The sequence below is a fragment of the Cryobacterium sp. TMS1-13-1 genome (assembly GCF_004403125.1).
In the GTDB taxonomy this organism is placed as follows: domain Bacteria; phylum Actinomycetota; class Actinomycetes; order Actinomycetales; family Microbacteriaceae; genus Cryobacterium; species Cryobacterium levicorallinum.
On record NZ_SOGX01000010.1, the window covers coordinates 83,196 to 95,240 of the forward strand.

At 64.7% G+C, this 12,045-nt stretch carries 15 protein-coding genes; 9 read left to right on the top strand and 6 right to left on the bottom strand.

Features of this window, described 5'->3' with window-relative positions:
* Positions 1-20: 20 nt before the first annotated feature.
* From E3T31_RS09715 to E3T31_RS09730, 5 genes are all read left to right on the top strand, one after another.
* On the top strand, positions 21-1,382 hold the full coding sequence (locus tag E3T31_RS09715; RefSeq protein ID WP_134468563.1) for an NAD(P)/FAD-dependent oxidoreductase: 1,362 nt from the start codon (positions 21-23) through the stop codon (positions 1,380-1,382).
* Positions 1,379-1,567 (top strand): hypothetical protein, encoded by a 189-nt coding sequence (locus tag E3T31_RS18325; RefSeq protein ID WP_241977812.1) that lies wholly within the window; start codon positions 1,379-1,381, stop codon positions 1,565-1,567. Before E3T31_RS09715 ends, E3T31_RS18325 begins: the two co-directional genes overlap by 4 nt.
* 33 nt (positions 1,568-1,600) lie before the next feature.
* Positions 1,601-2,251 (top strand): universal stress protein, encoded by a 651-nt coding sequence (locus E3T31_RS09720; RefSeq protein ID WP_370304595.1) that lies wholly within the window; start codon positions 1,601-1,603, stop codon positions 2,249-2,251.
* A gap of 6 nt (positions 2,252-2,257) precedes the next feature.
* Complete coding sequence (locus E3T31_RS09725; RefSeq protein WP_134468564.1) at positions 2,258-3,808, top strand: APC family permease; 1,551 nt, start codon at positions 2,258-2,260, stop codon at positions 3,806-3,808.
* Positions 3,809-3,897: 89 nt separating this feature from the next.
* Complete coding sequence (locus tag E3T31_RS09730; RefSeq protein ID WP_134468565.1) at positions 3,898-4,545, top strand: FMN-dependent NADH-azoreductase; 648 nt, start codon at positions 3,898-3,900, stop codon at positions 4,543-4,545.
* Between the two features lie 46 nt (positions 4,546-4,591).
* On the opposite strand, the gene E3T31_RS09735 is transcribed toward E3T31_RS09730, so the two are convergent.
* The gene (locus E3T31_RS09735) at positions 4,592-4,996 is read right to left on the bottom strand and encodes a hypothetical protein (protein ID WP_134468566.1); all 405 of its coding nucleotides are present in this window, start codon (positions 4,994-4,996) and stop codon (positions 4,592-4,594) included.
* A gap of 436 nt (positions 4,997-5,432) precedes the next feature.
* On the opposite strand from E3T31_RS09735, the gene E3T31_RS09740 reads away from it, so the two are divergent.
* Genes E3T31_RS09740 through E3T31_RS09750 form a run of 3 tightly spaced genes read left to right on the top strand, consistent with a single transcriptional unit; the run spans position 5,433 to position 7,225 of the window.
* Positions 5,433-6,158: a hypothetical protein gene (locus E3T31_RS09740; RefSeq protein WP_134468567.1), complete on the top strand. Its 726-nt coding sequence runs from the start codon at positions 5,433-5,435 to the stop codon at positions 6,156-6,158.
* Positions 6,158-6,562 (top strand): type II toxin-antitoxin system VapC family toxin, encoded by a 405-nt coding sequence (locus tag E3T31_RS09745; RefSeq protein WP_134468568.1) that lies wholly within the window; start codon positions 6,158-6,160, stop codon positions 6,560-6,562. The genes E3T31_RS09740 and E3T31_RS09745 overlap by 1 nt, the downstream gene beginning before the upstream one ends.
* Positions 6,563-6,583: 21 nt before the next feature.
* Positions 6,584-7,225, top strand: a complete 642-nt coding sequence (locus tag E3T31_RS09750; RefSeq protein WP_134468569.1) for a DNA-3-methyladenine glycosylase — start codon at positions 6,584-6,586, stop codon at positions 7,223-7,225.
* Positions 7,226-7,655: 430 nt separating this feature from the next.
* Here the strand turns inward: E3T31_RS09750 and E3T31_RS09755 are convergent, their stop codons facing one another.
* Together E3T31_RS09755 and E3T31_RS09760 are read right to left on the bottom strand one after the other, a co-directional pair.
* Positions 7,656-8,711 carry an LLM class flavin-dependent oxidoreductase gene (locus E3T31_RS09755; RefSeq protein WP_134468570.1) on the bottom strand — a complete coding sequence of 352 codons (1,056 nt, stop codon included), beginning with the start codon at positions 8,709-8,711 and terminating at the stop codon, positions 7,656-7,658.
* A gap of 12 nt (positions 8,712-8,723) precedes the next feature.
* Positions 8,724-9,404: an NADPH-dependent F420 reductase gene (locus tag E3T31_RS09760; RefSeq protein WP_134468571.1), complete on the bottom strand. Its 681-nt coding sequence runs from the start codon at positions 9,402-9,404 to the stop codon at positions 8,724-8,726.
* A 91-nt stretch (positions 9,405-9,495) separates the two neighbouring features.
* Between E3T31_RS09760 and E3T31_RS09765 the strand changes: the two genes are divergently transcribed.
* The gene (locus E3T31_RS09765) at positions 9,496-9,990 is read left to right on the top strand and encodes a MarR family winged helix-turn-helix transcriptional regulator (RefSeq protein WP_166788460.1); all 495 of its coding nucleotides are present in this window, start codon (positions 9,496-9,498) and stop codon (positions 9,988-9,990) included.
* A 14-nt stretch (positions 9,991-10,004) separates the two neighbouring features.
* Here E3T31_RS09765 and E3T31_RS09770 read toward each other — a convergent pair whose 3' ends face one another.
* From E3T31_RS09770 to E3T31_RS09780, 3 genes are read right to left on the bottom strand one after another with little or no spacing between them, the layout of a single operon-like run.
* Entirely contained in the window at positions 10,005-10,325 is a 321-nt protein-coding gene (locus E3T31_RS09770) for a GNAT family acetyltransferase (RefSeq protein WP_134468573.1), read from the bottom strand.
* The gene (locus E3T31_RS09775) at positions 10,326-10,787 is read right to left on the bottom strand and encodes a globin (protein ID WP_134441191.1); all 462 of its coding nucleotides are present in this window, start codon (positions 10,785-10,787) and stop codon (positions 10,326-10,328) included.
* Between the two features lie 27 nt (positions 10,788-10,814).
* Positions 10,815-11,945, bottom strand: a complete 1,131-nt coding sequence (locus tag E3T31_RS09780; protein ID WP_134468574.1) for a mechanosensitive ion channel family protein — start codon at positions 11,943-11,945, stop codon at positions 10,815-10,817.
* Positions 11,946-12,045 lie beyond the last annotated feature (100 nt).

The window sequence follows — 12,045 nt, forward strand, 5'->3', positions numbered from 1 at the left end:
CAGTCAACACAGGAGCAACCATGACCACGATTGATCGTGACGTCGTTATTATCGGCGCCGGGGCATCCGGTCTCACCGCCGCCACCGAACTGCAGAAGGCGGGCCTGAGCGTGGCCGTGCTCGAAGCCCGCGACCGTGTCGGCGGGCGCCTGTGGACTGATGAGATCGAGGGCGCCATGCTCGAGATCGGCGGCCAGTGGGTCTCGCCCGACCAGCACGCCCTCAAGGAGACCCTGGCCGAACTGGGCCTCGCCACCTACCCGCGCTACCGCTCCGGTCACAACGTGTACATCAACGGTTCCGGCGTGGTCAGCCGGTTCGACGGTGAGATCTTTCCGGTTCCGGCTGGCACCGAGGCGCAGATCGTCGGCCTCATCGACAAACTTGACGCCCTCGTGTCCGAAATCGACCCGGATCGACCGTGGGAGCATCCGCTCGCCAAAGAACTGGATGAGATCTCCTTCAGCCGCTGGCTGGAGACCCAGACCGACGATCAGGAGGCCCGCGACAACATCGGCATGTTTATTGCCGGGGCCATGCTCACCAAGCCCGTGCACGCCTTCTCGGCGTTGCAGGCGCTGCTCATGGCGGCAAGCGCCGGGTCGTTCAGCAACCTCGTCGACGCCGATTTCATTCTCGACGAGCGCGTGGTCGGCGGGTTGCAGCAGGTTCCGCTGCTGCTGGCCGAGAAGCTCGGCGGTGATGTCTATCTCGGGCAGCCGGTGCGCAGCCTGACCTGGGAGGGGGACGGAGTCATCGTCGTTGCCGACGGTATGACGGTCACCGCCCGGCACGCGATCGTGGCGGTTCCGCCGCCCCTGATCAGTCGGATCAGCTTTGACCCGCCCCTGCCTCGCCGCCAGCAGCAGCTGCACCAGCACCTCTCCATGGGCTTCGTGATCAAGGTGCACGCCGTCTACGAGACGCCGTTCTGGCGCGCCGACGATCTCTCGGGCACCGCGTTCAGCCCGTACGAGCTCGTGCATGAGGCCTACGACAACACCAATTTTGAGGACCCACGCGGCACCCTGGTCGGTTTCGTCTCCGATGAAGAAGCGGATGCCGTCTTCGCGCTGACCGCAGTCGAGCGCAAGGCCCGCATTCTCGAGTCGCTCTCGCACTACTACGGCGAGCAGGCGCTGCACCCGGTCGTCTACTACGAAAGCGACTGGGGCTCCGAGGAATGGACCCGCGGCGCCTACGCGGCGAGCTTCGATATGGGCGGACTGGCCCGATACGGCGCCGAACTGCGCAGTCCCGTCGGCCCGATCTCGTTCTCCTGCAGCGACATGGCCGGCAAGGGTTACCAGCACGTGGACGGCGCGATCCGGGTCGGGCAGGAGACCGCCGCGGCGATCCTTGCCACGCGCATGGTCGCGTGAGGTTTCTGGTCGGCTACACGGCGACCCCGGCGGGAGCGGATGCCCTCGCCCTCGGCGTGCGTCTTGCCCGCGCGCCCGGCGCCGAACTCGACGTGGTCCTCGTTCTCAATGCGGGGGATCGGGCGACGCTCACCCCCACCGATCCCGGCTACGACCGGCTGCTGCTCGAGACGGCCGAGGGCTAGCTGGCCGAAGCGCTCACCCTGGTACCCGCCGGAATTTCGGTGCGCACCCACCTCGAACACGCCGATTCCTTCACCCAGGGGCTGCTCGCCGCCGCCGCTCGGCTGCAGGCGAACCTGATCGTCGTCGGCGCGGCAACCCACGGACTGCTCGGCCGCTTCGCGATCGGCAGCGTCGCGGGCGGCCTGCTGCACTCCTCCCACGTGCCCGTGGCGCTCGCCCCCGAAGGCACCCGGGTGATGGGTACCGACGAGCCGATCCGCCGGGTCACCTGCGCGGTCGGAACCAAGGCGGGAGCCGACGGACTACTGACGGCCGGCATCCTCTTGGCGCGCACAGTGGATGCCCCGCTGCGGTTGGTTTCCCTTGTCGCGATCGATCGTCCCGGCGCCGACGAACAGACGATCGTATTGGCCGCCGACCATGCCCAGGCAGTGCTCGACTACGCCACCGACTACCTTATGGACGGGCTGGAGGTGACCGCCAGCGTCGCCTCCGGCAGCAGCATCGAGCACGCCGTGCGTGGCCTGCCCTGGGACCCGACCGAGGTCTGCCTGGTCGGCTCCAGCCGACTGGCTCAGCCCCATCGCCTCTTTCTGGGTTCCATCGCGGCCAAGATGCTGCGCGAACTGCCGGTGCCCCTGATTGTGGTGCCCCGTGATTTCACCGTGACAGTGGAGGAATAACAGAGCATGACTCAAGAACTCAACGCCATCGCCGCCGTTGACCAGAAGGTCGGCGGCATCTCCACGAAGGGCCTCAGTGCTGGCTCGGTCGGACTGGTCGGCGCCGTCATTATCGGCATCTCCTGCATTGCTCCGGCCTACACCCTGACCGGTGCACTCGGACCAACCGTGGCGGAGGTTGGGCTGCAGCTGCCGGCGATCTTCGTCGCCGGATTCATTCCGATGCTGCTGGTCGCCCTCGGCTACCGCGAGCTGAACAAAGCCATGCCCGACAGCGGCACCTCGTTCACCTGGGCGACCCGCGCGTTCGGGCCGTGGATCGGCTGGATGGCCGGCTGGGGACTCATCGCAGCGACCGTCGTCGTGCTCAGCAACCTCGCCGGGATCGCGGTCGACTTCTTCTACCTGATGCTCTCGCAGATCTTTGGCAACAGTGCTGAGATCGCGGGGCTCGCTGGCAACCCGTTCATCAACGTGGGCACCTGCCTGGTGTTCATCTTCGCAGCCACCTGGATCAGTTACCGGGACATGCAGACCACCCAGAAGGTGCAGTATTGGCTCGTCGGCTTCCAGCTGATCGTGCTGGTCGGCTTCGGCATCATGGCCTTCATTCACATTGCCAACGGAACGGCGTTCGACCCCACACCCGTCTCGCTGTCGTGGTTCAACCCGTTCGCCGTCACCTCGTTCTCGGCATTCGCGGCGGGTCTCAGCCTGTCGATCTTCATCTTCTGGGGGTGGGACGTCACCCTGACCATGTCGGAGGAGACCAAGGGCTCGCGCTCGACTCCCGGCCGAGCTGCCACGCTCACCGTGATCATCGTGATGGTGCTCTACCTCTTCGTCGCCATAGCGGCCATCTCCTTCGCCGGCGTCGGCGGCGTTGGCGTTGGCCTCGGCAATCCCGAGATCCAGGGAAACGTGTTCTTCGCCCTGGCGGGCCCGGCACTGGGCCCGTTCGCGGTGCTCATGTCGATCGCGGTGCTGTCCAGCTCGGCCGCCTCGCTGCAATCCACCTTCGTCTCCCCTGCGCGCACCCTGCTCGCCATGGGCCACTACGGCGCATTGCCGCCGGCCTACGCGAAGGTCAGCCCGCGATTCTTCACTCCCGGGTACGCGACCATCGCCTCCGCTGTCGTTGCCGCCGGGTTCTACACGATCATGCGTTTCGTCAGCGAAGATGTGCTCTGGGACACCATCACGACCCTCGGCATGATGATCTGCTTCTATTACGGTCTGACCGCGTTCGCCTGCGTCTGGTATTTTCGCCGGCAGTGGTTCGCCACCGTGCGCAACGCCTTCTTCACCTTCGTGTTTCCCTTGATCGGCGGCATTATTCTGTCGGTGCTGTTCTGCACCACCCTGGTCGACAGCATGGATCCGAACTACGGCAGCGGCTCCGAGATCTTCGGGTTGGGTCTGGTCTTCGTGCTCGGCATGGCGATCCTGCTGATCGGTGTCGTCATCATGATTGTGCAGGCGCGGGTACGTCCGGCGTTCTTCCGCGGCGAGACGCTCAGCCTGGCTGCGCCGCGCTTTGGCGAGCGGGAGGAGTAGCCGGGCTGCGGCATCCGCTGAGTGAAAGCGGATGCCGCCACGACGACGGCGACACGAGTGGGCACGCTCGCTGCCTCTAGGCTGTGGGAATGCCCATACTGTTGCAGCTTGACTCGTCCGCAGACCTCGTGACTTCGCGGTCGCGGGCTATCACGGCGACCTTCGCCGATACCTGGCGCAGTCTCGGCACCGACCACACCGTCGTTCACCGTGACCTGCACCGCGAACCGCTGCCCCACCTGACGGATGCCGTGCTGCACTTTCCGCCCCGGTTACGCCCCGCGGGTGCGAACCCGAGCGCGGAGCAGGAGGCCCTGCAGCAGGTTTTGATCTCGGAACTGGTCGCCGCTGACGTGCTGCTGATCGGCGTTCCGCTGTACAACTACTCGATGCCGTCGACCTTGAAAGCGTGGATCGATTACATCCACCTGCCGGCGGTGACCGCTCCGTTCGACGACCCAGCCAGCCAGCAGCCACTGGCCGGTCGCCCGGCCGTGCTCGTTTCGACTCGCGGCGGGGTTTACGACGCGGGAACATCCACGGAATTCGACGATCACGCACTGCCGGCGCTCAGCCTGATTCTGGCGGACGCACTGGGAATGACAGTGGAAACGATCGTGGCCACCCGCACGCTGAGCGAACGTTTCGGCGCCCCCGCCGACGAGGTCGCCAAGCAGCACCAGGAACTGGCCGCGGCGCACGGGTCCGCTGCCCAGACCGCTCGCCGCCTGGGCTGACCCGCGCTCGATCGGCCGGTCTGCTGCGTCGGTTGGAACGACTACTTCAGTCCAGAGCGGATGCGAAGTGCCCGGCCAGCTCCAGTACCTGGTCCCGGTCGGCTGCTTCAACCGGCCGTTGGCCGTTGATGAACGTGCCCAGTCGCACCCAGTCATCGCCGACGACGAAGTCGACCGCGCAGGCCGAGACCGTGCCGACCGGGCATAGGAGGTAGGCCGGTTCGGTGACTCCCGCGACGCTTACCGCCTCATGGTTTGTCCATACCCCGCTCTGCACCTGGGCGGGATCAAAGGCCCACGCACCGTGCGGCAGTATCTCCAGGTTGGCGAGGGATGCGTCCGAACCGGCCGGCCCCACGATGCAGCGAGTCACACCAGCGAGTGTTGCCGCTCCGGTCATGACGTTCCAACCGCCGCTGTGGTAGGTGGTGTGCACGGGCAGCTCGGCCACCTGACCTGCACGGTCAGTTCGTCATATGCCGGATTGGGAATACCACCCACAGGCACGTCGTAATTTCCCCAGGTGCAGCTCAACCCACCGGTGTTCTGCACGGCATAGGTCACCGGCGAGACGGATGGTGCCCAGTTCAATCTCGGCTGATAGTCGTTGGGATCAAAGAGAGCCTCGAGTTCGGCGGTCGAGACCAGGTTGGCGCAGGTCACATCGAACCGCGAAGTGGGCGCCGACGAGAGCCCGGCTGCTGGTGTTGTCGACGGAGCTGTCGACGGCCCCGAGGATGCTTGCAGCTGAGTCAGCGAAGATGATTGGCGGCACATCTCAGTGAGGCACAGATTGATTACCTGTGCCACCGATTATTGACGATCATAGATACCACCATCGCGGGGCCAATACTTCATCCGACTACGTCCGAAGTATTGCTACAACGGTGGCCACTGTGAGCGGACTGGGTGCCGTTGGTACCATGGTCGACACAACGAGGTTGGATGGCCCTAAAGCGGATGCCCGTCTCGCCTGGTTCATCGGGGGAGCGCTCCTGCTCGCCACGGTTATCATTGGCGTGGAACAACCGGCGATGTCCCAGATCCCCTTTGGGGGCAGTCTCCGAACGATGCTGTTCAGCGCAGCCGCGCTTCTGTTCGCCTGGGGTATTCGCGGTGCCGGCAGCGTCACGGCACGCCGTCCGCTCGGAACCGCCGCTTTGACGGCACTGGCCGCGTGGCTGCTCCTGGGATCGGCGCTGGAGGAGATCATCCCCGCAAGCTTTTCGAACGATCCTGCGCCGAGTGCGCTGTTGATGTTCGGCTATATTGACTCCTTTGTACGGTTCTCCCTGACTCTCCTCGGGTACGAATGTCGATATCGGATCGGAACCCGTGAAATTCTGCATGCAGAATGCATGCGGCGGGACTACGCTGTGGGCATGAGTACCGAGATCATTCAGGTTCGGGACGTGCCGGCCCAAGATGCCGAGGTTCTGCGTGCGCGCGCGGCTTCGCGGGGCATGTCATTGTCGAGCTACCTCCGCGAGCTGATTCACGACGACACGTCGCGCCCCACGATGGTCGATGTTCTTATGCGAATCGGTACCCGAAGCAGCGTTGCGGGCAGTCGTGACGACATCCGTTCGTATATTGAGGATGACCGCCGGTAGTGCCGGTCGTCGATGCCTCGATCGTCGTGCGGCTGCTGCAGAACCGTCGGGGCGACAAAGGACTTCAGGAACGGTTCAATCAGCAGCGGTACGTGCATGCCCCGACGCTGATCGATGCTGAGGTGAGCTCCGCCATTCGCGGGCTTCTACTGACCTCGAAACCCATGATCAAAATTGATCTCAACCGGGCGGAGGAGATGCTCGCCGATTTCGCGGACTTGCCCTTGTTGCGCTACCCGATGCAACCGTTCCAGCGACGGGTCCTGAGCCTGCGGCACAATTTCACCGCCTACGACGGGTTCTATGTAGCGTTGGCCGAGTCGTTGGCTATGTCACTGCTCACCGACGACCGCAAGTTCGTCACGGCCCCCGGTCACACTGCCATCATCGAAACTTGGCCTTAGGGGAGTGGATACACTGTTCGAGTGAAGGTGCTGGAGGGATTTCATCGGGCGGACCGGGCATTTTTTGCCCGCGAGGTGCTCGAACTCGCACCCGAAGTTCTCGGCTGCATCCTGCAACGCACGGATGACGATGGCACTGTGTCCATTCGAATAACCGAGGTCGAGGCGTATGCCGGTGAACGCGACCCCGGCGCGCACTCCTATCGGGGTATGACCAATCGGAATAAGACCATGTTCGGTCCCGCCGGGCACCTCTACTGCTACTTCACCTACGGAATGCACCACGCGGTGAACCTCGTCGCCGGCCAACCAGGCCAGCCCTACGGATGTCTCATTAGAGCCGGAGACGTGCTCGAAGGAGCCGATATTGCTCGCACTCGTCGAGAAAGCAAGCCACGAAAGGTTCCCCTGCTCGATCGGAGTTTGGCGCGAGGTCCTGGTTGCGTCGCGCAAAGCTTTGGGGCATCTCTGGCCGACGATGGCGATGATCTTTTCGGGGGACAGTGGACATTTTTCGTACCAGATGACGGGGCGGTCGTCCCGCATCTGACCGGACCACGCGTGGGCGTCAGCGGGCCCGGCGGCAGTGCGACGGACTTCCCCTGGCGATTTTGGCTAGCGGATGCCCCGTCGGTCTCGGCCTACAAACCGGGCCGCTCGTAATCTGGCTCAGGATCATCCTTCGGGTGGGTACCAGACGCGGTCAATGTCGAGCGTGGCTCTGCAATTCAGGAATTGAACTCGATGTCCTCACAGTCTCTGGAGAATCCCGGACGGGCGGATAGTTCCAGTGCCACGGTTCAGCGCGTGGCGATATCGATGCCGAAACGGGCTGAGCTGCGAGCCCCTCCGTGCGGAAGCGCGCGAGAGCCTTGGGAAGCTCGGTGCGGAGTTCACGGCTGGGGAGAACGGAGAAGGAGGCTGCGATTGTCATGTCGGCGACCTACGCCGCGTGACACGTTTGTGTGCACGCATGTGTGGCGTTGTCCGAGTAGTTCGGCAATCGCCCGCGGCTTTCCCGATCGAAGCCATGGCCGTCACGACTCCGAAAATAAGCGCCCGAGCCGACATCACGCGCGCGAGTCGTCTGCTGCTATTTGGCGGCGAGCAACCGTTCCACGCGTGGCTTGACCTCGGTGGCGAGCAGGGTGATGGACTCGAGCAGGTGTTCCTGGGGGAGTCCGCCGTGGTCGCCCTGCAAAAAGTGCCGCATGTGGCCGAGGTGTCGGTGCAGGTCGACGATGCGTTCGGCAACGTCGTCCGGGTCGCCGATGAAATAGGCATTGGGGGCGTCGACCTGGGCCAGGTAGGAACCTCGTTGCGGCGCTGGCCAGCCGCGCAGCCGACCCATCTCCACGTTGAGGTTGACCCAGCCCGGATACATCCGCTCCACCGCTTCCTTCTTGGTCGGAGCGACCAGGCCGAAGGTGGCGACCGAGACTTTGATGTTGTCGCCGGTGTGGCCGGCTTGCGCCGCCGACTGCCGGTAGAGATTGGCGAGCGGCGCGAACCGGTGCGGCTGCCCGCCGATGATGGCGTAGGCGAGCGGGAGACCGAGGCGCCCGGCCCGAGCCGACGACGGTGCGCTGCCGCCGGTGGCGATCCAAATGGGCAGGGAGCCCTGCACTGGACGCGGCACGACGTCGAGCTGGGGGAGCGAGGGACGCGCGGTTCCCGACCAGGTCACGTTCTCCGTGGCGCTGTTGTTGAGCGTGAGCAGCAGGTCGAGCTTCTGGGCGTAAAGCTCGTCATAGTCGTTCAATTCGTAGCCGAACAGCGGAAAGGTCTCGACCGAGGAGCCGCGGCCGGCCGTGATCTCGATGCGGCCGCCGCCGGAGATGGCGTCTGCCGTGGCGAACTGCTGGAACACCCGCACCGGGTCATCCGTTCCAATAATGCTGGCGGCGCTGCCGAGTTTGATCCGAGTCGTCGCCGCAGCGGCCGCGGCGATGATCGCGCCGGGTGATGAGGCGGGCATGGAGACGGTGTGGTGTTCACCGATGCCGAAATAGTCCAACCCCGCCTGGTCGGCGTGCACGATGGCGTCGAACAGGTTCTTGATCGCCTCCGCGGTGGAACGCGAGCTGCCGTCGGGGCCCCGTTGAGTGTCGCCGAAGCTGTAAGCGCCGATTTCCAAGGTGTTCTCCATTGTGTGAGTGACTTAGGCCGCGACCGCGAGCGGACGGGCCTGCTGAATAAGGGCGCGAAGCTGGTTCGCGGTGTGACTGCCGGTGAAGATCTCGGTGGCCGGCTCAAAGGAGCGGCCGGCGGCGAGGGGGCCGGCATCGATCGCGTCGTAGCCGAGTCGGTCGATGAAACTTTCGACGACTGCCTTGGCTTCGAGGTCGTCACCGGCCAGGGCGAGCGCTCGCCGCATCGGCACGCCCGCGGCCCTATCGTCTTCTTCGAGCTCGTGGTAGCCGATGTGGTTGAGCGACTTCACCACCCGGGCATCGCGCAGAAACTCTTCGACGACCTCGCTCGTTGTGCGCGAGTCGCGCTCGAAATCATCGAACACGCCGTCGACCGGTGCCCAATAGTTCATCGCGTCGATGACGATTCGGCCGGCGAGCTCGCCCGGGTTGAGCGTGCGGTACTTGTGCAGTGGAATCGCGAGTACCACCAGATCGGATGCCGCGGCCTGGCTTGATTCCACCGCCACCGCCCCCGGGGTCACAATGCCGACCAGCAGCGCGTTGTCCGCCGCGGGCTGCGTGGTCGCGATGCGCACCTGGTAACCGGCTTTCACCGCCTGCCGAGCCAGAGCAGTTCCGACCCGCCCGGCGCCCAGAATGCCGATAGTGGTGGTGTGCTGACTGCTCCTGGCACTTTGACTGCTCATAGCGCTGCTCCCGTCGAAATATGATGCTTTACAGATCATATGTCGCTAAGAATATCTATGCAACCGCATGGTTTGGGATAGGATGACTGGCATGACTTCCGAATCGATTCTGCCGGCCACCGTGCCGGGAGATCTGGGGTGGAACCTCGCGATGGTTTTGCGCGGCTATCAGCGGCAGCTGGAGACCGCTGTCGAGGGGCTGCCCGGGGGAGTGCGCTGCTATCAGGTGCTGTCCACCGTCATTCACCGTGACCTGCCGTCCCAGCAAGCCATCGGGGCGCACCTCGCCATCGATCGCACGGTCTTGACCTACCTGCTCGACGGCATGGTGGACGCCAAGCTGGTGGAACGCGTTCCCGACCCCACCGATCGTCGGGCCCGAAAGATTCGGGCCACAACAGAGGGCTTGAGCGTGCTCACCCGGTACGAGACGCGCGTTGCCGCTGTGGAAGCCAGCATCCTCTCCGGAATGGACGACGATGACGCCCACCGGCTGGCCGGGCTGCTCGGCGCGCTGGCCACGAGCGTGCACCGCGCCGATCCAACGGCGAGCCCCTGCGCGGCCGCCGAGTCGCTCGCACTGTAACAGGCCCAGCCCGGTTAGTTTGTCGGCTGGATCAGCCATTTGGAGCGCACCTGCACGTTGGCGTCCTCGTAGCCGAGGTGCTCGTAAAACCCCAAAACCAAGTCGTTGCCCGAACGCACCATGAGCTGAACCTTCACGACACCGTTGGCGCGAAGCCAGTCTTCTGCGGCAGCCATCATCCGCTGTCCCAACCCGGTTCCACGCATGCGGTCGTCGACCGCGAGATAGTACACCCAGCCGCGGTGCCCATCGTGGCCGACCATGACCGTACCCACCAACCGCTCCGCGTCGAACGCACCGAGCACCGTGGAGGTGTCGCCGTCGGCTCGGTACACCTAGTCCTCGAAGCTGTTCACCATCGCGAAAGCTGCACGTTCCAGATAATCCCAGAGGATGCCCTGCTGCAGCGGTGGCAGGTTGGCCGCGTCCACGGCGACTTTCATGTGGCCCAGCCACCGGTCGCGGGCATCCGGATTGACCTTGAACGGTTGGTGCCGCTGGCGCAGACGCGGGTGACCGCGCTGCTCGCTGTAAGTGCCTGGACCGCCCCAGAACTGCTCGAGGAACATGACCAGCCGGTGTTCGGCCGGGCCGAGATCCTCTTCGGGATACATCGGCTTGAGCACCGGGTCGGTCGCGACGCCCACATAGAAATCGTGCACGAGCCTTTCGAAGAATGGCGTTCCACCGACCTCGTCGAAGAACGTCGACACCGCGGCAGGGCCGTTCTCGCCATCGCGCAGGTGCACGCCAGCGGGGGTGGCGGGCTGATCGGTCGGGTGTCGTTCAGAGGTCATTCGGTGCAGCTTTCTCTTCGGTACGGGTCAGTCAATGCCGTCGCCGCGAATTTCGGGGTCTGGTGCCTTCATCGGAGCCGGCACGTCTTTGGGCTTGGCCTTGCGCGGCCCGCGGGGCTTCCGCACCGCGACCGGGCCGGTTCGCACGCCGGCTACGACGTCGGGCACGGCTGCCGCGGCCTCTTCAGCCGCGTCGAGGGCTCCCTCGATCGGTTCAACGGTCGAGCCGTCGATGGTGCCGTCGCCGGTGGTCATGACGACGCTGTTGAGCGGGGTCAGCGGAACGCCCATGCCGTCCAGGGCCTTCTTCATGTGCAGGCGCAGGTCGCGGGCGAAGTCCCACTTGGCCGAGACCCGGGTTTTGACTACGAGCCGGGTGACGAGGGCTTCGGCGCTGATCGACTCGAGGCCCCAGATCTCCGGCTTTTCGAGGATATATGCGCGCCACTTGCGGCTCGAGGCCAGGGCGCTGGCGACGCGCAGCAGCTCGTCCTGCACGGCCTCCACGTCGGAACTGTAGGGGATGGCGAGGTCGATGATGACGCGTGCCCAGCCCTGCGACATGTTGCCGACTCGCAGAATCTCACCGTTGCGCACGAACCAGAGCGTGCCGTCGACATCGCGCACCTGAGTGATGCGAATTCCGACCGTTTCGACGACACCGGATGCGAATCCCACGTCGACGATGTCGCCAACGCCGATCTGGTCCTCCACCACCATGAACAGGCCGTTGAGGATGTCCTTCACGATGTTTTGCGCACCGAAACCGAGGCCGGCACCGATCGCCGCGGTCAGCAGCGCGAAGGAGCCGAGGATGTCTTTGTTCAGGGTCGTGACGATGAGCAGCAGCGCGGTGATCAGAATGAAGACGTTGACGATGTTCGCCAGCACGGCGCCGAGTGTGCGCGAGCGCTGCACAACGCGCACGGCAGCCAGGGGGGAGACGTTCAGCGCCTGGGTGTCGTCGACCTTCTGGTTCTTCTTGACGCCAGAGACGATCTGTTGCACGACCCGGCGAATCACGAATTGCAGGGCCCAGCGCAGGGCGAAGGCGAAGACGATAATTGCCGCAATGGCGAAGATCTTTCCGACGTAATCGGTCCACGGAATTTTAGCGATGGAGGTGGCGAGGTTGGCCCAGAAAGTTTCCCAGTTCATATCCAAGCCAGTCTACCGAGGGGCCTCGGCGGTACCCGGGAAGTTGCCCGGGTCAGAGCGGGCGCAGCCCGCCATGCGGCCGACGCGGCCCGGCGCCGGC